Below are 22464 nucleotides of genomic sequence, written 5' to 3'. Positions count from 1 at the left end.
GCGGCCAAGCCATATGAAGAGCTCTGATAGCCCTGTATGAAGAGTCTGATGAAGGGGTGGGCTGGTACGTGCTCGTCGGGCTCAGAATAGCCTGCTGCACGCCTAGGAAACCGCCTTGTTACGGTGATGAACGAGCCTGGTTCGTTCACTAGGTCAGAAATCTGCGACAATTGCCGCCTACGATCATGTCACCGCAGGCTCACCTGCCTCACTATAAAGACCTTTGCGTACCTGATGACTGACCAAGCCCCCACCCTCGACCAACTGCTCAACACTCTCGATCACGCCATGCTCGCCGACCGCCACCGCTTGCGCCGGCAGTTGCTTGAGCTGCGCAAGAAGCCTGACGAGGAAAAGCTGGCGCAGTGGGTGGCGCGCATGCAGGCGTCCTGCGCCCAGGTCACGGCGCGGCGTGCGAGCCTGCCGGTGATTCGTTACGACGACAGCCTGCCGATTGCAGCCAAGCGTGACGAGATCAAGGCTGCGCTGAACAAGCACCAGGTGCTGATCATTGCCGGCGAAACCGGTTCGGGTAAAACCACCCAGTTGCCGAAGATCTGCCTGGAAATCGGCCGTGGTCAATACGGCCTGATCGGCCATACCCAGCCACGCCGGATCGCCGCGCGCAGCGTTGCCAGCCGTGTCGCCGAAGAACTGGCCACGCCGCTCGGCGCGTTGGTCGGCTATCAGGTGCGCTTCGAGGACCAGAGCGACTCCAATACGCTGATCAAGCTGATGACCGACGGTATTCTGCTGGCGGAAACCCAGAACGATCGCTATCTGGAGCGCTATGACACGATCATCGTCGACGAAGCCCACGAGCGCAGCCTGAACATCGACTTCCTGCTCGGTTACCTCAAGACGCTGTTGCCGCGCCGACCCGACCTGAAAGTCATCATCACCTCGGCCACCATCGACCTTGAACGATTCTCCAAGCACTTCGACGATGCGCCGATTGTCGAGGTCTCGGGCCGCACGTTCCCGGTCGACACCTGGTACCGCCCGCTGACCCTGGAACAGGACGAGGAGGGCAACCGCGTCGAGGACGACCTCACCGTCGACCAGGCGATCCTCGCCACCCTCGATGAAATCGCCGCCTATGAACGCAGCGAACGGCGCAGCCCTGGCGATGTGCTGGTGTTCCTGCCCGGCGAACGCGAGATTCGCGACGCCGCCGAGATGCTGCGCAAGGCCCAGCTCAAGCACACTGAGATCCTGCCGCTGTATGCGCGTCTGTCACCGGCCGAGCAACAGCGTATTTTCCAATCCCATCCGGGCCGCCGCGTGGTCCTGGCGACCAACGTCGCGGAAACCTCGTTGACCGTGCCGGGCATTCGTTATGTGATCGATAGCGGCACCGCGCGCATCAGCCGCTACAGCTACCGCGCCAAGGTGCAGCGCCTGCCGATCGAGGCGATCTCCCAGGCCAGTGCCAACCAGCGTAAAGGCCGTTGCGGCCGGGTCGAGCCGGGCATCTGCATCCGGTTGTACAGCGAAGAAGACTTTATCGGGCGCCCGGAATTTACCGACCCGGAAATCCTGCGCACCAACCTCGCCGCTGTGATCCTGCAGATGCTGCACCTGCGCCTGGGCGAAATCACCGACTTCCCGTTTATCGAACCGCCGGATGGCAAGGCCATCAGCGACGGTTTCAACCTGCTTCAGGAGCTGTCGGCGGTGGACCGCAACAGCCAGCTCACGCCGTTGGGCCGCCAGCTGGCGCGCCTGCCGGTGGACCCGCGCATGGGCCGAATGCTGCTCGAAGCCGCCAAGCTGGGCAGCTTGCAGGAAGTGCTGATCGTCGCCAGCGCCATGTCGATCCAGGACCCGCGCGAGCGTCCGCCGGAGCGCCAGCAGGCCGCCGACCAGGCCCATGCGCAGTGGAAAGACGCGGATTCGGACTTCGCCGGGCTGGTCAATCTGTGGCGCGGCTTTGAAGAACAGCGCCAGGCACTGACCGCCAGCCCGCTGCGCAACTGGTGTCGAAAGAACTTCCTCAACTACCTGCGCCTGCGCGAATGGCGCGACTCCCATCGCCAGTTGAGTTTGATCTGCCGCGACATGCAGTTGACGATCAACAAGGAACCGGCCGATTTCCCGAAATTGCACAAGGCGGTGCTGTCCGGCTTGCTCAGCCAGATCGGCCAGAAGACCGAGGACGGCGACTACCTGGGCGCACGTCAGCGGCGCTTCTGGATTCACCCTTCTTCGGGCATCGGCAAGAAACGTCCGCAGTGGCTGATGACCGCCGAACTGGTGGAAACCACCAAGCTGTATGCGCGCATGGTGGCCAAGATCGACGCCGACTGGATCGAACCGCTGGCCGGGCACTTGATCAAGAAAAACCATTTCGAGCCGCATTGGGAGAAAAAGCGCGGCCAGGTGGTGGCGTTTGAACAGATCACCTTGTTCGGGCTGATCGTGGTCGGACGCCGGCCGGTGCATTACGGGCCGATCGATCCGGTGGTGTCGCGCGAGCTGTTTATCCGCGAAGGCCTGGTGCGTGGGGAAATCCAGTCGCGAGCCAAGTGCCTTGCGGCCAACCAGCAACTGCTGGAGCAGCTCGACGAACTGGAAGCCAAGGCGCGCCGACGCGACATCCTGGCCGACGAAGAAACCCTCTACGCCTTCTACGATGCGCGCCTGCCGGCAGAGATCCACCAGACGGCGACCTTCGACAGCTGGTACAAGGTCAACAGCCAGAAAGACCCCCAACTGCTGATCATGCGCGAGGAAGACGTGCTGGCCCGCGAAGCCAGTGAAGTCACCGCCGCGCATTACCCCGACACCTTGCACCTGGGCGACCTGGCCCTGGCCTTGAGTTACCACTTCGAGCCCAACCACCCGCGTGACGGCGTCACCCTGCGCGTGCCGGCGCCATTGCTGCCGGCATTGCCGGCCGAGCGTCTGGAATGGCTGGTGCCGGGGGTAATCGAAGCCAAGTGCATCGCTCTGGTGCGCAACTTGCCCAAAGCACTGCGCAAGAACTTCGTGCCGGTGCCGGATTTCGTCAAGGCGGCGCTGCAGCGCATCGAGTTTGGCCAGGGCTCGCTGCCCCAGGCGCTGGGCCGTGAATTGCTGCGCATGACCGGTGCGCGGGTCAGCGACGAAGCCTGGGCCGAGGCGGCGCAGCAGGTGGAAAACCACCTGAAGATGAACCTGGAAGTGGTTGACGGCCAAGGCAAGTTCCTCGGCGAAGGCCGTGACTTGGCAGAGCTGACGGCGCGTTTCGCCGAGGCCAGCCAGGCGGCACTGGCGGTTCCGCAAACTGCGAAAAGCCAGCAGCCGGTGGAGGCCAAGGTGTTTGCGGCGGTCGCTGAGAAGACCCAGCAGAACATCGCCGGCCTGTCGATGACGGTATACCCGGCGCTGGTGGAAGAAAACGGCACGGTCAAGGAAGGGCGTTTCTCCACGGCCGCCGAGGCCGAATTCCAGCACCGCCGTGCCTTGCAGCGCCTGTTGATGCAGCAACTGGCGGAACCGGCGAAATTCCTGCGCGGCAAATTGCCGGGGCTGACCGAATTGGGCCTGATGTATCGCGAACTGGGGCGCATCGATGCACTGGTGGAAGATATCCTGCTCGCCAGTCTCGACACCTGCGTACTGGAAGGCGAAGCCAATCTGCCGCGCGATGGTGCCGGGCTGGCCGCGCTGGCCGAGCGCAAGCGTGGCGGCTGGACCGAACACGCCGAGCGTCTGGCGCGCCTGACCCTTGACGTGTTGAAACTCTGGCATGGCCTGCAAAAACGCTTCAAGGGCAAGATCGACCTGGCCCAGGCGGTGGCGTTGAACGATATCAAGCAGCAACTGAGTCATCTGGTGTACCCAGGGTTTGTGCGCGAGACCCCGGCGCAGTGGTTCAAGGAGCTGCCGCGTTACCTCAAGGCCATCGAGCTGCGCCTGGAAAAACTGCCGAGCCAGGTGCAGAAGGACCGTGTGTGGAGCACCGAACTGAGCGGCCTGTGGGCCCAGTACCAGAACCGCCTGAACAAACACACCCAGGAAGGCAAGCGCGATCCGCAACTGGAGCTTTATCGCTGGTGGTTGGAGGAATACCGGGTGTCGTTGTTCGGCCAACAGTTGGGGACCAAGGTGCCCATATCCGACAAGCGATTGAGCAAGCAATGGAGCCAGGTAGAGCCTTGAGGTCTTCCCGGATGCCCAAGTGAGCAGGGGTCAACTGTGGGAGGGGGCTTGCCCCCGATGACTGAGTGTCAGCCACTGATGTCTTGACTGATAAACCGCCATCGGGGGCAAGCCCCCTCCCACATTGTGAGCTGTGTGCAGCCGGACTATCGAGGAAATTTCCGACAAGGATTTGAATCCAGTACCGCAGCAAGCAACTGGTAACACGGTCCCACTGTGGGAGGGGGCTTGCCCCCGATGACTGAGTGTCAGCCACTGATGCCTTGGCTGATACACCACCATCGGGAGCAAGCCCCCTCCCACATTCATTGTGAGCTGTGTGCAGCCGGACTATCTAGGACATTTCCGACAAGGATTTGAATCCAGTACCGCAGCAAGCAACTGGTAACACGGTCCCACTGTGGGAGGGGGCTTGCCCCCGATGACTGAGTGTCAGCCACTGATGCCTTGACTGATACACCTCCATCGGGAGCAAGCCTCTTCCCACATTTAACGGTGTCTGTCCGGGAAGTGGCGCCAAACCCCGGTGTTTGTGGCAAACTTCGCGCCCATAAATGCCGGGATCGTCGTAGCAGCGACGCGATGGAATAAAGCGTTGCCAGTTTGATGCCCGCTGGACGGAATCAAACGACCTACAGTTTGGTACGACGGTACCAATATCTTCTGCCTGACAGATTTAGAGGAACGACCGTGCATAACGTCGTCATCAGCGGCACTGGCCTGTACACCCCGGCCAACAGCATCTCCAACGAAGAGCTGGTGCAGTCTTTCAATACCTATGTGCAGCAGTTCAACAGCGAAAACGCTGCGGCCATCGAGCGCGGCGACGTGCAGGCGTTGACTGAGTCCAGTGCGGCGTTCATTGAAAAGGCCTCGGGCATCAAGAGCCGCTTCGTGATGGACAAGGACGGCATCCTTGACCCTCGGCGCATGGCCCCACGCTTGCCCGAGCGCAGCAACGACGAATGGTCGGTGCTCTGCCAGATGGCCGTCGGCGCTGCCGAGCAGGCCCTGCAACGCGCCGGCAAGACTGCCGCCGATATCGATGGCGTGATCGTCGCCTGTTCCAACCTGCAGCGTGCCTACCCGGCCATCGCCATCGAGGTGCAGGAAGCCCTGGGTATTGAGGGCTTCGGTTTTGATATGAACGTGGCGTGTTCCTCGGCCACCTTCGGGATCCAGAATGCCGCCAACAGCATCCAGCTGGGCCAGGCCCGGGCGATCCTGATGGTCAACCCGGAAGTCTGCACCGGTCACCTGAATTTCCGTGACCGCGACAGCCACTTCATCTTTGGCGATGCCGCCACGGCGGTGATCCTCGAGCGGGCCGACCTGGCGACCTCCGAGCACCAGTTCGACGTGGTGAGCACCAAGCTGCTGACCAAGTTCTCCAACAACATCCGCAACAACTTCGGCTTTCTCAACCGCACCGCGGAAGAGGGCGTCGGCGCGCCGGACAAATTGTTCGTGCAGGAAGGCCGCAAAGTGTTCCGCGATGTCTGCCCGATGGTGGCCGAGTTGATTGGCGCGCACCTGGCGGAAAACCAGCTGGGCGTCACCGATGTGAAGCGCTTCTGGCTGCACCAGGCCAACCTGAGCATGAACCACCTGATCGTGAAGAAACTGCTGGGCCGCGAGGCCTCGGTGGAAGAGGCGCCGGTGATCCTCGACACCTACGCCAATACCAGTTCGGCAGGCTCGGTGATTGCGTTCCACACGTATCAGGACGACTTGCCCAAAGGCGCCGTGGCCGTGCTCAGCTCGTTCGGGGCGGGCTACTCCATCGGCAGCGTGATCCTGCGCAAACGCTGATGGCGGAGCGGGTCTGCGCGTTTACAGTGAGGTGTTGAATGGCAGCAGCGGACGACACGCATCTGCTTGAACGCCTGCTCAAGGGTGAGCAGCGGGCCTACAAGGAGTTGGTCACCACGTACCAGAGTGCGATGCGGGCGGTGGCCTATGCCATCGTCGGCCAGCGGCATGCCGATGAGGTGGTGCAGGATGCCTGGCTGTCAGTGGTCCGCAACCTCGCCAGGTTCGAAGGGCGTTCCAGCCTGAAGACCTGGCTGCTGACGATCACCGCGAACGCCGCCAAGGGCCGCTACAAGCAAAATCGTCGGGAGGTGTTGCTTGACGATCTGCCATCTCCCCATGGAACCATCGGTGATGAACGCTTTACGCCTGACGATGGGCACTGGGCCGTAGCGCCGTATGCCTGGCACCAGGACACGCCGGAAGCCTTGCTCACCGAAGAGGAATTGCGCAACTGCCTGGAGCACACCCTGCTGAGCCTGTCCGAATTGCAAAGCAGCGTGCTGGTGCTGCGTGAACGCCAGGGCCTGGAGCTGGAGCAAATCTGTAATCTTCTGACGCTCTCACTCTCCAATGTGCGTGTGCTGCTGCATCGGGCACGGCTTAAAGTCTTTGCCACAGTGGAGCATTTTGAGGAAACGGGCGAATGTTGACGTGTAAGGAGCAAGTGGCGCGTTCCAGTGACTACCTCGATGGGCAATTGACCTTTCGTGAGCGTCTGCTGGTGCGTCATCACTTCATGTTCTGTCCGAACTGCCGGCGCTTTATCCGTCAGATGCGCCTGATGCAGGCGACGTTGCGGATCATGCCGGACGAGCCGGTGAAGGATGCGGATGCGCTGGCCGAGCGGCTCGCGGCCGAGCGGCGTAAAGATGTGTAGGAGCGAGCTCGCTCGCGAAAAACGTCAACGATAACGCGGGTATCCTGGATAAACGCGCTGCCTGTTCGTTCTTCGCGAGCATGCTCGCTCCTACAGGGTGAGGTTAGAACTTGGCTTCAGCATCCAGCTGCAGGGTGTTGGTGTTGGCATCACGCTGAGTCCGGCTGGCGTAGTCAGCCTTGGTCAGGAAGTACGTGGCGCCCAGGGCGAAGTTCTTGTCGATGTCGTAGCTGACCTTCATCTTGTGACCGCGCGAACCGGTGGTGCCGTTGGCGAAGTCCGAATCGGTGAAGGCGCCTACCACTGCGTCACGTTGCGTATCGCGGTAGTTGTAGTCGAGGTTGAAACCGAACACCTTGGACTTGGCACCCACCAACCAGGCGGTGTCCTGATCGGTCACGGCATCGTTGTTTTTCACGTATTGGCCGTAGAAGGCCAACGGCACTGCCAGGCCGCCGATGTCGGCTTGGGCAAAGCCTTCATACAAGCGGAATTCGTTATTGGCCGAGTTGCCGTTGACCGCCAGTGCGCAAGGCGTGGTGGTGGTCGTGCAGCGGCTGTCCTTGTCGTTCTGGTAGGCGTAGACACTGCCGCCCAGGGTCATTTTCAGGTTGTCGGTCAGCGAGAAACGCGTGCCCAACTGGCCGGATGTCAGGCGCAGGTCGTGGCGAAATTGCACGCCGTCGCCGTCGACGTTGTCCTTGAGGTTGTAGTTGCCCAGGCTGCCGAACAGCTCGGCGCTGCCGCCAAGCGGGTATTTGTAGGTGACGGCCAGGCCTTCGGGGTTGATATCGCTGTCCCAGATCACATCGCCCATGCTCACCCACGGTTGCATCATCTTGCCGCCGATCACGTGCAGGTTCTTGATCTGGTCCGGGTGGTAGTCGATGTAGCCGAGGTCCAGCCAGATCGATTTCTTATCGAAGTAACCATCCTGGTCCTGGTTGGTGGAACGCGCATCGTCGCCGCCGCCCGTGGCGATACGGATACCGGTGTCCACCTGCGGGTTGATCTCGGTGTAGGCACCCAGGCGCGCGCGGATACGTTGACGGTCCTTGTCACGCCCACCGTTGTTGGGCTCGCCATCGATCTTGATGGTTTCCTGGCGAAAGCGCACATCGCCCTTGAACTGAGTCTTGGCGGCCCAGGCCAGCTTCTGGTCGAAGCTGCTCAGCTCGTTGGTCTTTTTCGCGGTGGCGGCGATCTGTTCGTTGGTTTCCTGTTGGGCCTGGCGTGCGATCTGCTGTTCTTTCTGGTCCTTGGCCAACTCGTTCTGCAATTCGGTGTACTGCGAAGCAGTGATCTGGCCGTTGGCCTTGAGCATGTCGAGCAACTTAGCGTCGACTGCAGCGCTGGCCGGAACGCTCAGGGCCAGTAACAGGCCGCCGCACAGGACCGCCGCAGTTTTAGTGGAAGCAAGACGCATATCAATCTCCGAAAGTGAGGAGGGGTAACAAACCCTCCAGGACACAACCGACCGATGACGGACGGAAAAAAGGCCACCTGGCAAACCCGGGTGCTCTAAAAACAGGCGTCAGTATCGCGACGGTTTATGACGGAGTAGTGGCTAAGTGATTTCATCTCCATGACAATTGGTTTGCCCACGGAACTATTGATTTGGAGTTGTGTCCTGGGTTTTTTCCGGGTGTGCACTCGGCTGTGATAGGCGATACTCGCCAGGCTTTCACGCCCAAGACACAGAGAAGATGCCGATGCCGCTGCAACGCCTGGACAGCCTGTCCGACATCACCCCGCAGGCCTGGGATGCCCTGGCGCCGCAGGCCCAGCCATTCGTGCGGCATGCGTTCCTGAGCGCGCTGGAAGACAGTGGCAGCCTGGGGGGCCATTCGGGCTGGCAACCGGAGCATTTGCTGCATTGGGAGGGCGAGCGGCTGGTGGCGGCATTGCCCGGTTATCGCAAGTGGCATTCCTATGGCGAGTACGTGTTCGATCACGGGTGGGCCGACGCCTGCGCACGCGCCGGCATCGATTACTACCCCAAGCTGCTGACGGCCGTGCCGTTCAGTCCGGTCAGCGGCCCGCGTTTGCTTGCAGCCAATGCCGAGGACGGCTTCGAACTGTTGAACAGCCTGCCCGGTTACCTGGAAATCGAGGGGCTATCCAGTGCCCATGTCAATTTCACCGACGCGCTGGCCGATGACGCACTGGCCCGGCAACCCGGCTGGTTGCAGCGCCTGGGCTGCCAGTTCCACTGGCAGAACCGTGGCTACCGCGACTTCCAGGATTTTCTCGACGCCCTGAGTTCACGCAAGCGCAAACAGATGCGCAAAGAGCGCGAACAGGTGGCGGGGCAGGGTATCGAGTTCGAGTGGTTGCAGGGCCATGAACTGAGCGAAGCCCAGTGGGATTTTGTCTACGCCTGTTACGCCAACACCTACGCGGTACGCCGCCAGTCGCCCTACCTGACCCGGGCGTTTTTCAGCCTGCTGGCCGAGCGCATGCCCGAGGCGATTCGCGTGGTCCTGGCCAAACAGGGCTCACGCCCGGTGGCCATGGCGTTCAGCCTGATCGGCGGTGACAGCTTCTACGGCCGCTATTGGGGCTGCCTGGCAGAGTTCGACCGGCTGCATTTCGAGACCTGTTTCTACCAGGGCATGGACTACGCCATCGCCCACGGCCTGCAACGCTTCGATGCCGGCGCTCAGGGCGAGCATAAATTGATTCGTGGCTTTGAGCCGGTGATTACCCGCTCGTGGCATTACCTGCGCCATCCGGGACTGAAAAACGCCGTGGAGGATTTCCTCGAGCGCGAGCGAGTGGGCATTCTGGCGTATGCCGAAGAGGCGAGGTCGGCGCTGCCTTATCGGCAGGCTTGAGCCACCGGTCTGGCAGAACTGGTCAAAGAAGCCGAAATCGCTATTCTGTATGTACAAAAGTACATACAGGACGTGCCATGCATTTTGAGTGGGATGATTCAAAAAACAAGGCCAACATTGCTAAGCACGGCATCGATTTCAACGACGTTCCGGATATCTTTAGACATCCAATGCTGGCCTTGCGCGATGATCGAGCGGATTATGACGAAGAGCGTTGGATCAGTATTGGCTGGATCAAATTATTGATTGGTGTTGTCGTATACACCGAGCGGTGTGGTGATGTGATCCGTATCATTTCCGCCCGAAAAGCAACCAAGAAGGAGGCCAAATATTATGACGCAAACATCGAAAACTGATTGGGAGCGCCTGGCCAAGATGAGCGACAAAGATATTGATACCAGTGAAATTCCTGAACTGGATGCTGAGTTTTTTCGACGTGCTGAACTGCGTGTTCCTGTGAAGCAGGCGGTCACCATTCGACTTGATGCGGATGTTTTAGAGTGGTTCAAAGGTCAAGGCACTGGCTACCAGACCCGCATTAACCAGCTCTTGCGCCAATACATGCAGGCTCATCAAGGCTGATCAACACGTCAAAAGTTCCGCCCTGCCTTATCGGCGGGCCTGCCCGTAAGATCGTTCCCACGCGGAGCGTGGGAATGATCAGGCTGCACTAACTTAGAGTCTGCCGGTCTCGATGCCTTCAATCGATGCCAACGAACCCACCCGTCTGGTGCTGCCACAACCGCGCATACAGCCCGCCATGGGCCAGCAATTGGGCGTGGCTGCCGCTTTCGGCGATCCGGCCTTTTTCCAGTACGACCAGTCGGTCCATCCGCGCGATGGTCGAGAGTCGGTGCGCGATCGCAATCACGGTCTTGCCCTGCATCAGGGTTTCCAGGCTTTCCTGGATCGCGGCTTCCACTTCGGAGTCCAGTGCCGAGGTGGCTTCGTCCATGATCAGGATCGGTGCATCCTTGAGCAGCACGCGGGCGATGGCGATCCGTTGACGCTGGCCGCCGGAGAGCTTCACCCCACGCTCGCCCACATGGGCATCCAACCCGGTACGGCCTTCGGAATCCGACAGCAGCGGGATGAACTCGTCGGCGCGCGCCTTGTGCACGGCGGCCCAGAGTTCTTCGTCGGTGGCCTGCGGCTTGCCGTACAGCAAGTTGTCGCGGATCGAGCGGTGCAGCAGCGAGGTGTCCTGGGTGATCATGCCGATCTGCGCGCGCAGGCTTTCCTGGGCGACTTCGGCGATGTCCTGGCCGTCGATCAGGATGCGGCCGCCCTGCAGGTCGTAGAGGCGCAGCAGCAGGTTGACCAGGGTCGACTTGCCCGCGCCGGACGGGCCGATCAGGCCGATCTTCTCCCCGGCCCTGATCTCAAGGTTCAGGCCGCCAATGATCCCGCTCTGCTTGCCGTAGTGGAAATCCACCTGCTCGAAGCGCACCAGGCCGTGGGGCACTTCCAGGCGCGGGGCGTCGGCGCGGTCGACCACCGCAAGCGGCTGGGCGATGGTCTTGAGGCCATCCTGCACGATGCCGATGTTTTCGAAAATGCCGTTGACCACCCACATGATCCAGCCGGACATATTGACGATGCGAATCACCAGGCCGGTGGCCAGGGCAATGGCGCCGACGGAAATCAGCGACTGCGTCCACAGCCACAGGGCCAGGCCTGTGGTGGTGACGATCAGCAGGCCGTTCAGGACGGTGATGACCGCGTCCATGCTGGTGAGCACGCGCGCCGCCAGTTGGGTTTTTTCGGTTTGCTCGACAATCGCTTCCTTGGCGTATTCCTGCTCATTCTGCGTATGGGCAAACAGCTTCAAGGTGGTGATGTTGGTGTAGCCGTCGACGATGCGCCCCATGAGTTTGGAGCGTGCTTCGGAAGAGATCACCGAACGCTCCTTGACCCGCGGCACGAAGTAACGCAATGCCAGGCAGTAGCAGACGATCCAGATGATCAACGGAATCATCAGTCGCCAGTCGGCCTCGGCAAACAACACCAGCGAGGTGATGGCATAGATCGACACGTGCCAGATGGCTTCGGCCGTTGCCACCGCAGAGTCACGCAACGAGTTGCCGGTTTGCATGATGCGCTGGGCAATGCGTCCGGCGAAATCATTCTGGAAGAAATTCAGGCTCTGCTTGAGCACGTAGCTGTGGTTCTGCCAGCGGATCAGGCTGGTCATGCCGGGGTTGATGGTCTGGTGCACGAGCAAGTCATGCAGGCTGTTGAAAATCGGTCGCAGCAGCAGGGCGACCACGGCCATCCAGATCAGCTCGGTGCTGTGCACCTGGAAGAAATTCGCGGGCGGCGTGCCCTGGGCCAGGTCGATGATGCGGCTCAGGTAGCTGAACAGCGCGACCTCGATCAGCGCACCGACCAGGCCCACCACCAACAGCGCGGCAAAACACGGCCACACCTGGCGCAGGTAGTAGAGGTAGAAGGGCAGGACTTTATCGGGCGGGGCCGCGCTGGGAGCATCGCGGAAGATGTCGATCAGTTGTTCAAAACGACGATAGAGCATTAGGCTTGACGCCCGCCGTGCGGGCTCTCCTTTCAAATGCGCACGTCGCCTTGTGGGCAACGTGCGGAAGTTCCTGCAGACCTCAGTCGATGCGCTTGGCCGACTTGATCAGGACAGGATCGATTGGCACGTTCTGCATGCCTTGCTTGGTGGTGGTCTGCGAATTGACGATGACATCCACCACGTCCATGCCCTTGACCACCTTGGCAAATACCGCGTAACCGGCATCGCGGCCCGGGTCGAGGAAGGCATTATCGGCCACGTTGATGAAGAATTGGCTGGTGGCCGAGTTCGGGTCATTGGTGCGGGCCATGGACAAGGTGCCGCGCACATTATGCAGGCCGTTGCTGGCTTCGTTCTTGATCGGTGCTTCGGTCGGCTTTTGCGACATCTGCTGGGTAAACCCGCCGCCCTGGACCATGAAACCCGGGATCACACGGTGAAAAATCGTGTTGGTGTAGAAGCCTTTGTCGACATAGGCGAGGAAATTCTTGGTGCTGATCGGCGCCTTGACCGGGTCGAGTTCGATTTCAATGTCGCCATTGGTGGTGGAAATCAGTACGTGGGGCGCTTTGGCCGGTTCGGCCGCCATCAGGTTGGCAGCGAACAGAACGGAACCGGCAAGGAAGGCAATTTTTTTCAGCATGGGTCAGTGATCCTGGGTAATGGTGTCGAGTTTGATCCAAGGGCGTGGCGGGAATCTTCAATCACCACCGGTCGCGCGTTGGGCAGCAGTTTTACATAGATTTCTTTCCGGGCCACGGGTGAGTCGTCGTGGTGGGCGTTGATGACCCGGGTTGGACAGGTGATTCTGGAACGTTGTTCCTGTTGCCACAGCGCACAATCGCGTCGAGCTTGCGCGGTTGAACGCAGGCCATGGGTTCACTGCGTTTCAGGCTTGCCGAGGGCCGCGAAGGGCGCGTCCAGCGGAGCGGTATCAAAGGTGCGTAGCAGTTCCACGAGAATCTGCGTCGCAGGCCCCAGGGGTTTGTCCTTGTTCGAATACAAATAGAATGTGGGATGGCGGCTGACGCCCTGTTCCAACGGCAGTTGCTTGAGCAGGCCTTCGGCGAGTTCGCGCTCGATCATGTGCCGGGGCAACCACGCAAACCCCAGGCCGCTGCCTACGAACGCGGCGGCGGTGGCCAGGCTGCCGACGGTCCAGCGCTGTTCGGCGCCGAGCCAACCCACATCCCGCGGTTGCTGGCGACCGGAGTCGCGGATGACCACCTGCATATGGCTTTCCAGGTCCTGGAAGCTCAACTCGCGGTGCATGCGGTGCAACCCGTGCTCGGGATGGGCCACGGCGACGAATTCCACATCGCTCATTTCGGTGCCCAGGTAACCGGGAATGCTGAAGCCGCAGATCGCCAGGTCAGCCACGCCTTCTATCAAAAGCTCTTCGACGCCGGACAATACCTCCTCACGCAAGCGCACCCGGCAGCCTCGGCTCTGCGGCATGAAGGCGGTCAGGGCGCGTACCAGGCGCGCGTTGGGATAGGCCGCATCCACGACCAGCCGCACTTCGGCCTCCCAGCCTTGTTCCATATGGTGGGCAAGATCTTCCAGTTGGCTGGCATTCTTCACCAGTTGCCGGGAGCGGCGCAGCAGCACTTCACCCGCATCGGTGAGTACCGCCTTGCGCCCGTCGATGCGCAGCAGCGGCACGCCGAGCTGGTCCTGCATGCGCGCCACGGTGTAGCTCACCGAGGACTGCGAACGGTGCAGCGCTTCGGCCGCCTGGGCGAAGCCGCCATGGTCGACCACGGCCTGCAATGTGCGCCATTGATCAAGGGTCACGCGGGGCGCTTTCAAGATGAGCTCCTCTTGTCCTAAGCTGGCGGTCCTTATTGGAGACTGCCGAATGAGAAAATTCTGTTGTGTGTTGCTGGCGTTGCTGCCGATGAGCGCGTTTGCCTACCCGATCGACGTGACTAAAAAGATCGACGGCGTAAGCATCGACTACACCGCGTCCGATGTGGACGGCGATATCAGCTCGATTCAGCTCAATAACTACGGCACCCAGGATGCCCTGTGTTCTGTAATCTTTACCAATGGCCCGGAAGCGCCGCGTCGTCGCACCGTCAGCGTGCCCGCAGGCAAAAGCACCCACACCACGGTCAAGTTCAACCGCGCGATCATCAAGATGCGAATCGCCCTGGCGTGTGCGCCGAAATAAAGCAAGCGCGGAGCACAGCGACGGGCAGACTCCGCTTATAAACAAATTTATAGATGGGTTATAGCAGTTTTTTGCGCTTTTTAATCGAAGCGGCCACGGTTAATCTTTTCTGCATCGACTCACAGCATTTTCCGATAGAGCCTACATGGCCCTGTCCGCCAACGCCCTGCTCGTGCAGGTGGCGTGATCCTTTAATCGCCAGATAATCCCCCGGTGTTTATCTAGCCCCAAGCAATCCGTTCAAGTACGCGTACCGAACCTCCCTTTGCACTGTTTGCTCCTGAGTGCTCCTGCCCGACTGCCGCTTCAGCGAGGTCGGGTTTTTTTTGCCTCGAGTTTCTTCAAGCATCGAAAAGCTTTAATGTCGCGCCCATTCGAAACGAGGCGCACATGGGCTATCTACTGATTGTCACCCTGATTCAGGCATTTTCCTTCAGCTTGATCGGCGAATACCTCGCCGGTCACGTCGACAGCTACTTCGCAGTGCTGGTGCGCGTGGTACTGGCCGGGTTGATCTTCATCCCACTGACCCGCTGGCGCTCGGTGGCACCGGCCTTCATGCGCGGCATGCTGGTCATCGGTGCGCTGCAGTTCGGCGTGACCTACGTGTGCTTGTATTTGAGCTTTCGCGTACTGACGGTGCCGGAGGTGTTGCTGTTCACGATCCTCACACCGTTGCACGTGACCCTGATCGAAGACGCGCTCAACCGGCGGTTCAATCCCTGGGCACTGGTTGCCGCACTGGTGGCGGTGGCGGGCGCGGCGGTGATTCGCTTCGACCAGATCACGCCGAACTTCCTGATGGGCTTCCTGCTGCTGCAACTGGCCAATTTCACCTACGCCGCCGGGCAAGTCATGTACAAGCATCTGGTGGCACGCTATCCGAGCGATCAGCCGCACTACCGACGCTTCGGTTATTTCTACCTGGGTGCCTTGCTGGTGGTGCTGCCCGCGTTCCTGCTGTTCGGCAAAGCAGACTTTCTGCCCCAGGCGCCGCTGCAATGGGGTGTGCTGGTGTTTCTGGGGTTGATCAGTACCGCGCTGGGCATGTACTGGTGGAACAAGGGGGCGTGCCTGGTCAATGGTGGCACCCTGGCGGTGATGAATAACCTGCATGTGCCGGTGGGGCTGCTGCTGAACCTGCTGATCTGGAACCAGCATGAACCGCTGGGAAGGCTGGCCCTGGGCGGCCTGGTGATTCTGGCGGCGGTTTGGGTCAGTCGATTGGGTATCAAGCCCGCTGCTGGCGTAAAGTCTGCGACCTGAAGGTGCCAGCGATGTGTGAGCGGCAATGAGAGTGTGTTATCGAAAGGAACGGTGTGGGGGTGGCAGAGTGGACAAGGTCGATGAACTGATAATTGCTGCCTTGAAGGATGACTCCCGCGTCAGCCTGGCCGAACTGGCGCGCCAGGTTCACAAATCTCGAACCGCCGTGGAGTCGCGGGTTCAAAAACTGATCGAAAAGGGCATTATCCTCGGCTTTACCATCAGCGTCGCTGAGGGTGATGAGGCCCGGCAATCGGCATTTTTGATGCTCAAGCTCAACGGGAGCACCTGCCACCTGGTGTTTCCGAAAATCCACCAGTATCGCGAGGTGGTGCAGGCCTATTCATTGTTTGGCGACGTGGACATGATGCTCGACGTGCGCTACCGCCATTTTGAAGAGTTGATGGTGTTGAAGGAAAACCTGCTCAAGATCGAGCACGTGAATGAGGTGGTGGTCAATCCGGTGCTCAAGGCCTGGCGCTAGCCGCTGCCGTCCGGGACGGCAGCGGCTGGTGCCCGATCAGGCCGGCGCGTGGTCGTGGAAGGTTTCGAGAAAGTAGTGATTCAGGGCCGGCATTGTCTGGCGCAGGGTGTCCACGAATTCTGCGATGACCGTCCGGTTGAATGCCAACGTGGTGTCGTCATGCCCCAGGACCACCACCAGCAGGCTGGACGATGCGTTCGTCAGTCTGAAGTCATGGGCATCGGCGTCGACTTTGCCGATGCTCGCCAAAGGCACGTCGCCGCAGGTATAGACGATGTCGCCCGCGGGGATCATGACGTCCTTCTTGGCAAACAACGGGCGGAAGGCCCTCGGTTCCGGCGAGCGCATGACGTGGATATCGTCCCGCTGATGATAGCTGTGTACGCCGATGCTGACGCCGTGTCGGATCGCCACGGCGTTATAGGCATCGACGACGTTATTGATCGGGCGCACACCGTTGGCGATGAAGCGCCGCAGCAGTTTTTCGTTGGCGCTGACCGTGTTGGTGTAGCCGAGCTTTTCAAGCTGGCGGGCAAACCCTTCGTAAACGGGATTGGCGTCCAGTTCGTTGAGGTGCGAGGCCACATGATTCAGGTTGCTCTGCAAGAGACTGACGAAACTCTGGTCGTCAGACACCCGGATGTTTTCGACAACGGCGGCGCACGCATTATTGAGGCCCAGGTCAAGGGCTGACTGTTGAATGATCAAACGACTTTTCATGCCCTTAGCTCCATAGCTTGTTGCGCAGCAGTTCGGTGCTGGCGTCGAGCTGTTGCAGGCTGGGGTGCTGCAACCAGAACAGCCCTGGGCAGGTGGCGAAGTCGATCGTGACCGGCGTGGTGTCGCCCGGGCTGAGGAAGAAGCGATGGCCGCAATAGGCTTCATCCAGCATTGCGCTCTGCAGTGCCTGAGGTGAAGGCGCGGTAAAGGTGCGGCGCTCGTCGGAACAGAAAAAGCCGATACGACCATGGCTGATCTCACGTGCAACTCCGGCCGGCGGGCGAGGCCTGCCGAGGTAGCTGTCGATGGCCAGCGATAACAGGTCCGGCTGGTACACCTGTTGAAACAGCAGCGGGGCGATACCGCCATGCAAACGGCCGCCCGCTTCAATCATCACCGGGCCCGCATCGGACCAGATGATTTCCATATGAATCGGCCCGATCTCGATGCTCAGGGCCGCCGCTGCCTGGCGCGCGTAGTCGATCAAGGGTTGCAGCTCTTGTGCCTGGGGGTCGAGGGTGTCCAGGCTTTCATAGACAAACTTGCTGCCGTTTCTGTGGATCTTGGTGTATTTGCACACCGTGGCGATGGTGTACTCGCCATCAAAGGCGACCATGTCCACCACGTACTCCGGCCCCGCCACGAATGGCTGCACGATAAACCCGAGGTTGAACTCCCCAAGGTCGTTTTTCTGCCGCCAGGCCGCATTGTTCAGGGCGGTTTGCACTTCGTGCTTGCCCTGGGCGAATACCACGCCTTCGGTGGCGGCCGAATTCAGTGGCTTGACCACGTAGGTGGCCGCTTCGTCCAACGAGTCGACGACTTCCCGGATGCGGGTTTGCGAACTCAACAGTTGCGACGCAATGTTCGCCAATCCATGTTTCTTGAGCGCTTGCTGCATGGAAAACTTGTTGCGCCGCAGGTCGCTGGTGATGCGGCTGTTGCCCGCAATACGCAGCACTTCGGTGAGGTAATCGGTGAGATAGATCGCGGTCTCGCAGCCTGCGATCACCGCGCTCAATGACAGCTTCTCGAGGGTTTCCAGCAGGCTCTCTTCCCAGTGGTAGACCTCTTCGAAATCTTCCCGGATCAGGTCATCGGTGAAGTGCCTGGGCAAGGTGTTGGTGGATATCACCGCGATGCACTTCACGCCCTGGGCCTTGAACAACGGGGCGTAGAGTTTGCCGGTGGAAAACGGGTCGACGATCAGTACGGTTTGCAATTGAGGCATTCCTTATTCAAGGGTCGCGGTGGCCGGGACCGCCGGCGTGAGGTTCCACGCCAGCACGGCGGCGGCCAACAGGCCGGCGGAGACGATCATCAACAGGCGCGCACCTTCCAGCCCGAGGAATCCTGCGGTGGTGAAAAACGTCAGGATCATGGGCGCCGAACCGCTGACCAGTAGGTAGTAGAGCGAACTCTTTGCAGCGATCACGTCGGCCACCCGAGCGTTGGGCGCCGACTCGATCAGGTTCTTGCGCAATTGGATGCGCAGGCTGTTGATGCAAAAGCCCAGCAGGAACGCGGCCACCATCATCACGTAGAGGTTCTGGAAATACACGATTGCCACGTCGGCCAGCAGCACCAGGAGGATGGCGCTGTAGCTGTTGAGCTTGATACGTGGCAGCACCGCCGCACTGAAGGCACCCAGGCCCGCCAGGCCGCTGGCCACGCCGAACAGGGTGGCGTTCCACTCGTTTAGCTTTTGAAACACGATCGGCACCAGGCTGTTGAAGGCGCCGATATGGAACCCGATCATGCTTAACACAATGATCAGCACGTAGAGGTTTCGCGGCAGGTTCAGCGCCTGGGCCACGGGGCCGTCACCGGCCTGCTCGGTGGTGTCGGCGCCGGGCGTGGCCTGTACGAACAGGATCGCCGCCAGCGAGACAATCGCCGCCAGGCTGATGATCTGCAGGGTCTGGCTGACCGAGAACACGTCCACGATCACCCCGCCCAGCAGCGCGCCGCCGAAGGCGCCGATCTGGATGGACGTTTGCATCAGCCGCGCCGAGGTGTCGCTGTCGGTCGCGCCGGCCAACACCAGCTTGGTATTTTTCGACTCGAGGGTGCTGATGGTGAAATAGTCGGTGACACCGACCACGAACGCGATTGCCAGGAAGCCGATAGGCAGTACGGCGGCGTTCGTGAACGACAGGCCAAGCACGGCGGCGAACGCGGTCAGGCGGATGTACAGCAGGCGTTTCATGCTCAGTTCAATGGTGAAAAACTTGCCGATGTATTGTTCGCACACATACGGCACCACCGTCGCTACGCACAGCGTGGCGCCGACCAGGAATGTCGAGCCGGTGGTTTCCAGGCCGAACCAGACCATGGCAATCACAATCGCCATGTCCAGGCCGGTAAACAGGGTCACGATCGAATAGAACGCTGTCAGTGTTGATTTAGTGGTCATAGGGCTCAGTCGTAACGAGAAAGTTTGAGTAAAGGCACGCACCGTTGGGTGTCACCGACGACGGTACTGAACTGGTTTCTGACGCGAACGGTGGGGGGCGACTTCTTTTCCAGGTTGCACACCTTGTAAGCGTTGTCGTGCCAGGGGCAGATCACACTCTGCCCGTCGCCGCTGGTTTCACCCATGTGCAACGGGCCGCCGCGATGGGGGCAAGTGGTCGGCAGCAGCTGCGTCGAATAGGTGTGGCGCTTGAGAAAATAAGTGGTGTCTTCCACGGCCACGTAGTTGGCGTCGGTCAGGTTCAGGCGGATAGCTTTCATGGGGTGCCTACTCAAAGTGCCGTGACGGTATAGGTGCAGGACGGGCTGACGACGCGTGTGCCATGCAGCATGCCCTTGGGAATCACCACGCCTTCCCCGGCCTTCAGGCGCACGCTGAGTTCGGGGCTTGCGACAAAATCCAGCTCGCCGGTTTCAATCCAGAACAGCTCGTCATTGGGGTGGGTGTGCGGCACCGAGAGTTCGTGCTCGGCCTCGGTAATGCGCAGGTCCACCGGCTTCTGGCCGTGGTGGGCGGCAGCCAGTGCACGGTGTTCATCCAGCTCGTCATGCCATTTGATATGGGCGTAGAGCTCTTCATCGGCGATGTCCTGCAGCAACCTGAACTCTTCGAAACCGCGGACCAGGTCGGGAATGATCTTGCTGCCAAATTGCTTGATCATCGGCAGGATGAGGCGCTGCAGGGCCATTCTTCCGTGATGGACATCGATGTGTGAATGTTCATCGAAATAGTCGGTGGAGACGCTGTCGCCGAAAATCGCCTTGATGGCGCTCGACTGATGCTTGGTAGTGAGGGCCAGGGTGGCCTCGGTGTAATACATCGCGCCAATGTAGCGGAACAGCTCGCCGTGGTTGGCGGACACATAATGGAAGTAGTTGGTCAGCGACAAGGAACCTGCGGTGTAGAACTGCCAGTAATGGTGCACGTGGTGCGACATGCCCATGTCTTTGAGCATGTCTTCAAAAATGGTGCTGTGCTTCTTTTTATCGACGCCGTAGCCATATTCATCGATCAAGATCTTGAACAGCTCGCTGGTGTACACACCGCAGTTGCCCAGCACGTTACGCGCCATCGCCGAGGCTTCACTGAGGAAGTCGCCGGCGCATTGGGTCATGAAAAAACGCGCGGCCCGTTCAGGGTTGCGGCTGGTGGTCAGTACCTGGTGCAACCTGGACTCGGACTGTGCGACCTCCTCCAGGACTTTGTCGGTGTGGGCGACAAACGAATCCAGGCACCACGAACCGTTGATATGCACTTCCTGCTTGAGCCAGTCGTACAGATACTGCTCAAGCAACGGCCGGATCTTCTTGCCGCTGGCGGCGTGCTCGGGGTCGTAGAATTGTTTGAACGCCTTGAGATCGAGTTCCATGGGCGGCTTTGGCAGAAATACCAGGTCCTGCTCATAGATATTCAATAACAAGCGTTGCGCCAATAAATGCTGGCTGTCTGAAAGTTGGTCGCTGGTCAGGCTGGTGCTGATAATAACATCTGAAATATCCTGCGGCCGAGAAGGGCGCTGGAAGGGGCTGTTGGTATAAAAACTGCGCGGTTGGGCAAAAGCCTGGGCATCACCGTAGTGGGTAAGCGCCTCGGCATCCGAACTGAGTGCGAAGTGGGGCGCGTCATCTGACAGCTTAGTTGTCCATAACATAAGAAGTGCCTTCTGGCTGATTTGTTCGATGGCCAGATGCTATAGATTTGGTTTTTCTAAAAACAGATTGAAAATTGGGCGCGTAGATAGTGAATTTCACTAAATCAATAGGTGGAGTCTGCTTTGTGATTTGGGTGAGTTGATTTATTTTAGGGCGACGACTAGACATGTTCGCCGGCTTTTTCCGGCATGCGGGCTAATAAAGTCTTGAGGAAGAAGGAAGATGACAGTCAGCGTTTTGATCCTGCCGGGCCTGTTCAACTCCGGTGAAGCCCATTGGCAATCGCAATGGGAGCGTCAGTTCCACGGGTTGCAGAGGGTCGAGCAGCAGGACTGGCAAACGCCGGTCGCTGCCGATTGGGTGGCGCGCCTGAATCAGGCGATAGAGGCGGCTGACAGCGAGGTTGTGCTGGTCGCGCACAGCCTGGCGATTACCCTGATCACACGCTGGGCGGCGCAGTATCCGCAGTCGAACAAGGTAAAGGGCGCCTTGCTGGTGGCGCCAAGCGATACCGAGGCGGACTCGTATCCGTCGGGCACCACTGGTTTTACGCCGATGTCGATGCAGCGCCTGCCGTTTCGCACGATCCTGGTGGCGAGCACCAACGATCCCTACGTCACCCCGGAACGGGCGAAAGCATTCGGCGAGGCATGGGGCAGTGAACTGGTGTGGGAGCCGGACGCCGGCCATATCAACGGCGACTCGGGGTACGGGCCTTGGCCGAAGGGTGTGGAATACCTTTACCAATTGACCGGTGACCCGCAGTTCCAACTCAAGTAGCGGCCACTGCGAGGGACCGCCAGGCCCCTCGCAGCTCAGGTTGTCAGTGTTCCAGGGTTTCCACGGCCTTGGCATTCTGCGTCATCGCAAACAGCCCGCCGCGCAGGTCCGTGCCGCTCGGCTGCTGATACAGGCTCAAGCCGAACTCCGGCAACACCGCCAATAAATAATCGAAAATATCCCCCTGGATGCGCTCGTAGTCCGCCCACGCCGTGGTGCGGGTGAAGCAGTAGATTTCCAGCGGCACGCCCTGGGCGGTGGTCTGCATCTGGCGCACCATGCAGGTCATGTTCGGCTGGATGTCCGGGTGGCTTTGCAGGTACGCCAGGGCGTAGGCGCGAAAGGTCCCCAGGTTGGTCATGCGGCGGCGGTTGGCCGACAGTTGCGCACTGTGGCCCTGGGCCTCGTTCCAGGCCTTGAGTTCGGCCTGCTTGCGCCCGATGTAGCCGGTGAGCAGGTGCACCTGGGTCATGCGTTCTTCTTCGTCATCGCGCAGAAAACGCACGCCGCTGGCGTCGATGAACAGGCTGCGCTTGATGCGCCGGCCGCCGGAGGCCTGCATGCCGCGCCAGTTCTTGAATGACTCGGACATCAGGCGCCAGGTGGGAATGGAGACGATGGTCTTGTCGAAATTCTGCACGCGTGAGCTTATTACTAAAATGGACATATCAAATTCTTTAAAATCAATGATTTACATAA

The 22464-nt window shown here is 60.0% G+C and carries 20 protein-coding genes and 2 pseudogenes; 11 read left to right on the top strand and 11 right to left on the bottom strand.

What is annotated here, in order from left to right; translation table 11 throughout:
• The first annotated feature begins 234 nt into the window (after window positions 1-234).
• The 4 genes from hrpA (at window position 235) to J1G34_RS18385 (ending at window position 6838) form a co-directional block, all read left to right on the top strand.
• Complete coding sequence (hrpA, locus tag J1G34_RS18400) at window positions 235-4146, top strand: ATP-dependent RNA helicase HrpA (protein WP_065896266.1); 3912 nt, start codon at window positions 235-237, stop codon at window positions 4144-4146.
• 690 nt (window positions 4147-4836) lie between these two features.
• The gene (locus J1G34_RS18395; RefSeq protein ID WP_065894405.1) at window positions 4837-5958 is read left to right on the top strand and encodes a beta-ketoacyl-ACP synthase III; all 1122 of its coding nucleotides are present in this window, start codon (window positions 4837-4839) and stop codon (window positions 5956-5958) included.
• Between the two features lie 38 nt (window positions 5959-5996).
• Entirely contained in the window at window positions 5997-6611 is a 615-nt protein-coding gene (locus tag J1G34_RS18390) for an RNA polymerase sigma factor (RefSeq protein WP_065887905.1), read from the top strand.
• Window positions 6605-6838 carry an anti-sigma factor family protein gene (locus J1G34_RS18385; RefSeq protein ID WP_065894403.1) on the top strand — a complete coding sequence of 78 codons (234 nt, stop codon included), beginning with the start codon at window positions 6605-6607 and terminating at the stop codon, window positions 6836-6838. Before J1G34_RS18390 ends, J1G34_RS18385 begins: the two co-directional genes overlap by 7 nt.
• 103 nt (window positions 6839-6941) lie before the next feature.
• On the opposite strand, the gene J1G34_RS18380 is transcribed toward J1G34_RS18385, so the two are convergent.
• Window positions 6942-8264, bottom strand: coding sequence for a putative porin (locus tag J1G34_RS18380; RefSeq protein WP_065887907.1), 1323 nt, complete (start codon window positions 8262-8264; stop codon window positions 6942-6944).
• A gap of 286 nt (window positions 8265-8550) precedes the next feature.
• On the opposite strand from J1G34_RS18380, the gene J1G34_RS18375 reads away from it, so the two are divergent.
• The 3 genes from J1G34_RS18375 to J1G34_RS18365 all read left to right on the top strand — a co-directional run bounded on the left by J1G34_RS18375 (window position 8551) and on the right by J1G34_RS18365 (window position 10257).
• Window positions 8551-9675, top strand: a complete 1125-nt coding sequence (locus J1G34_RS18375) for a GNAT family N-acetyltransferase (RefSeq protein WP_122461418.1) — start codon at window positions 8551-8553, stop codon at window positions 9673-9675.
• Window positions 9676-9752: 77 nt separating this feature from the next.
• Window positions 9753-10031, top strand: coding sequence for a BrnT family toxin (locus J1G34_RS18370; protein ID WP_065894401.1), 279 nt, complete (start codon window positions 9753-9755; stop codon window positions 10029-10031).
• Window positions 10009-10257, top strand: coding sequence for a BrnA antitoxin family protein (locus tag J1G34_RS18365; protein ID WP_065887908.1), 249 nt, complete (start codon window positions 10009-10011; stop codon window positions 10255-10257). The genes J1G34_RS18370 and J1G34_RS18365 overlap by 23 nt, the downstream gene beginning before the upstream one ends.
• Before the next feature lie 118 nt (window positions 10258-10375).
• On the opposite strand, the gene J1G34_RS18360 is transcribed toward J1G34_RS18365, so the two are convergent.
• The 4 genes and pseudogenes from J1G34_RS18360 to J1G34_RS18350 form a co-directional block, all read right to left on the bottom strand.
• Window positions 10376-12208 (bottom strand): ABC transporter ATP-binding protein, encoded by a 1833-nt coding sequence (locus tag J1G34_RS18360; protein WP_128876242.1) that lies wholly within the window; start codon window positions 12206-12208, stop codon window positions 10376-10378.
• A gap of 82 nt (window positions 12209-12290) precedes the next feature.
• A complete protein-coding gene (locus J1G34_RS18355; RefSeq protein WP_065887910.1) occupies window positions 12291-12854 on the bottom strand; it encodes a peptidylprolyl isomerase in 564 nt (187 codons plus the stop codon).
• A 41-nt stretch (window positions 12855-12895) separates the two neighbouring features.
• Window positions 12896-13036, bottom strand: a pseudogene (locus J1G34_RS27295) (alpha/beta fold hydrolase); the annotation flags it as partial.
• Between the two features lie 54 nt (window positions 13037-13090).
• On the bottom strand, window positions 13091-14023 hold the full coding sequence (locus tag J1G34_RS18350) for a LysR family transcriptional regulator (RefSeq protein ID WP_065894397.1): 933 nt from the start codon (window positions 14021-14023) through the stop codon (window positions 13091-13093).
• A gap of 49 nt (window positions 14024-14072) precedes the next feature.
• On the opposite strand from J1G34_RS18350, the gene J1G34_RS18345 reads away from it, so the two are divergent.
• The 3 genes from J1G34_RS18345 to J1G34_RS18335 all read left to right on the top strand — a co-directional run bounded on the left by J1G34_RS18345 (window position 14073) and on the right by J1G34_RS18335 (window position 16137).
• Window positions 14073-14387, top strand: a complete 315-nt coding sequence (locus tag J1G34_RS18345; RefSeq protein WP_065894395.1) for a 3-phosphoglycerate kinase — start codon at window positions 14073-14075, stop codon at window positions 14385-14387.
• Between the two features lie 390 nt (window positions 14388-14777).
• Window positions 14778-15653 carry a carboxylate/amino acid/amine transporter gene (locus J1G34_RS18340; RefSeq protein ID WP_122560422.1) on the top strand — a complete coding sequence of 292 codons (876 nt, stop codon included), beginning with the start codon at window positions 14778-14780 and terminating at the stop codon, window positions 15651-15653.
• Window positions 15654-15720: 67 nt separating this feature from the next.
• Window positions 15721-16137, top strand: coding sequence for an Lrp/AsnC family transcriptional regulator (locus J1G34_RS18335; protein WP_065887914.1), 417 nt, complete (start codon window positions 15721-15723; stop codon window positions 16135-16137).
• A gap of 36 nt (window positions 16138-16173) precedes the next feature.
• Here the strand turns inward: J1G34_RS18335 and J1G34_RS18330 are convergent, their stop codons facing one another.
• From J1G34_RS18330 to J1G34_RS18310, 5 genes are read right to left on the bottom strand one after another with little or no spacing between them, the layout of a single operon-like run.
• Window positions 16174-16857, bottom strand: coding sequence for a phenylalanine--tRNA ligase beta subunit-related protein (locus tag J1G34_RS18330; protein WP_065894391.1), 684 nt, complete (start codon window positions 16855-16857; stop codon window positions 16174-16176).
• Between the two features lie 4 nt (window positions 16858-16861).
• Entirely contained in the window at window positions 16862-18088 is a 1227-nt protein-coding gene (locus tag J1G34_RS18325; RefSeq protein ID WP_065896264.1) for an ATP-grasp domain-containing protein, read from the bottom strand.
• Window positions 18089-18091: 3 nt separating this feature from the next.
• Window positions 18092-19273 carry an MFS transporter gene (locus J1G34_RS18320; RefSeq protein ID WP_122582614.1) on the bottom strand — a complete coding sequence of 394 codons (1182 nt, stop codon included), beginning with the start codon at window positions 19271-19273 and terminating at the stop codon, window positions 18092-18094.
• A 5-nt stretch (window positions 19274-19278) separates the two neighbouring features.
• On the bottom strand, window positions 19279-19593 hold the full coding sequence (locus J1G34_RS18315; protein ID WP_065887918.1) for a Rieske 2Fe-2S domain-containing protein: 315 nt from the start codon (window positions 19591-19593) through the stop codon (window positions 19279-19281).
• Between the two features lie 11 nt (window positions 19594-19604).
• Complete coding sequence (locus tag J1G34_RS18310; RefSeq protein WP_262411856.1) at window positions 19605-20984, bottom strand: iron-containing redox enzyme family protein; 1380 nt, start codon at window positions 20982-20984, stop codon at window positions 19605-19607.
• A gap of 223 nt (window positions 20985-21207) precedes the next feature.
• On the opposite strand from J1G34_RS18310, the gene J1G34_RS18305 reads away from it, so the two are divergent.
• Window positions 21208-21765 carry an RBBP9/YdeN family alpha/beta hydrolase gene (locus J1G34_RS18305; protein WP_222994444.1) on the top strand — a complete coding sequence of 186 codons (558 nt, stop codon included), beginning with the start codon at window positions 21208-21210 and terminating at the stop codon, window positions 21763-21765.
• A 43-nt stretch (window positions 21766-21808) separates the two neighbouring features.
• Here J1G34_RS18305 and J1G34_RS18300 read toward each other — a convergent pair.
• Window positions 21809-22408: pseudogene (locus J1G34_RS18300) on the bottom strand (mechanosensitive ion channel family protein); the annotation flags it as partial.
• Window positions 22409-22464 lie beyond the last annotated feature (56 nt).

Source organism: Pseudomonas sp. Wu6, assembly GCF_019891515.1.
In the GTDB taxonomy this organism is placed as follows: Bacteria; Pseudomonadota; Gammaproteobacteria; order Pseudomonadales; family Pseudomonadaceae; genus Aquipseudomonas; species Aquipseudomonas orientalis_A.
This window is presented reverse-complemented; position numbering and strand designations above follow the sequence as displayed.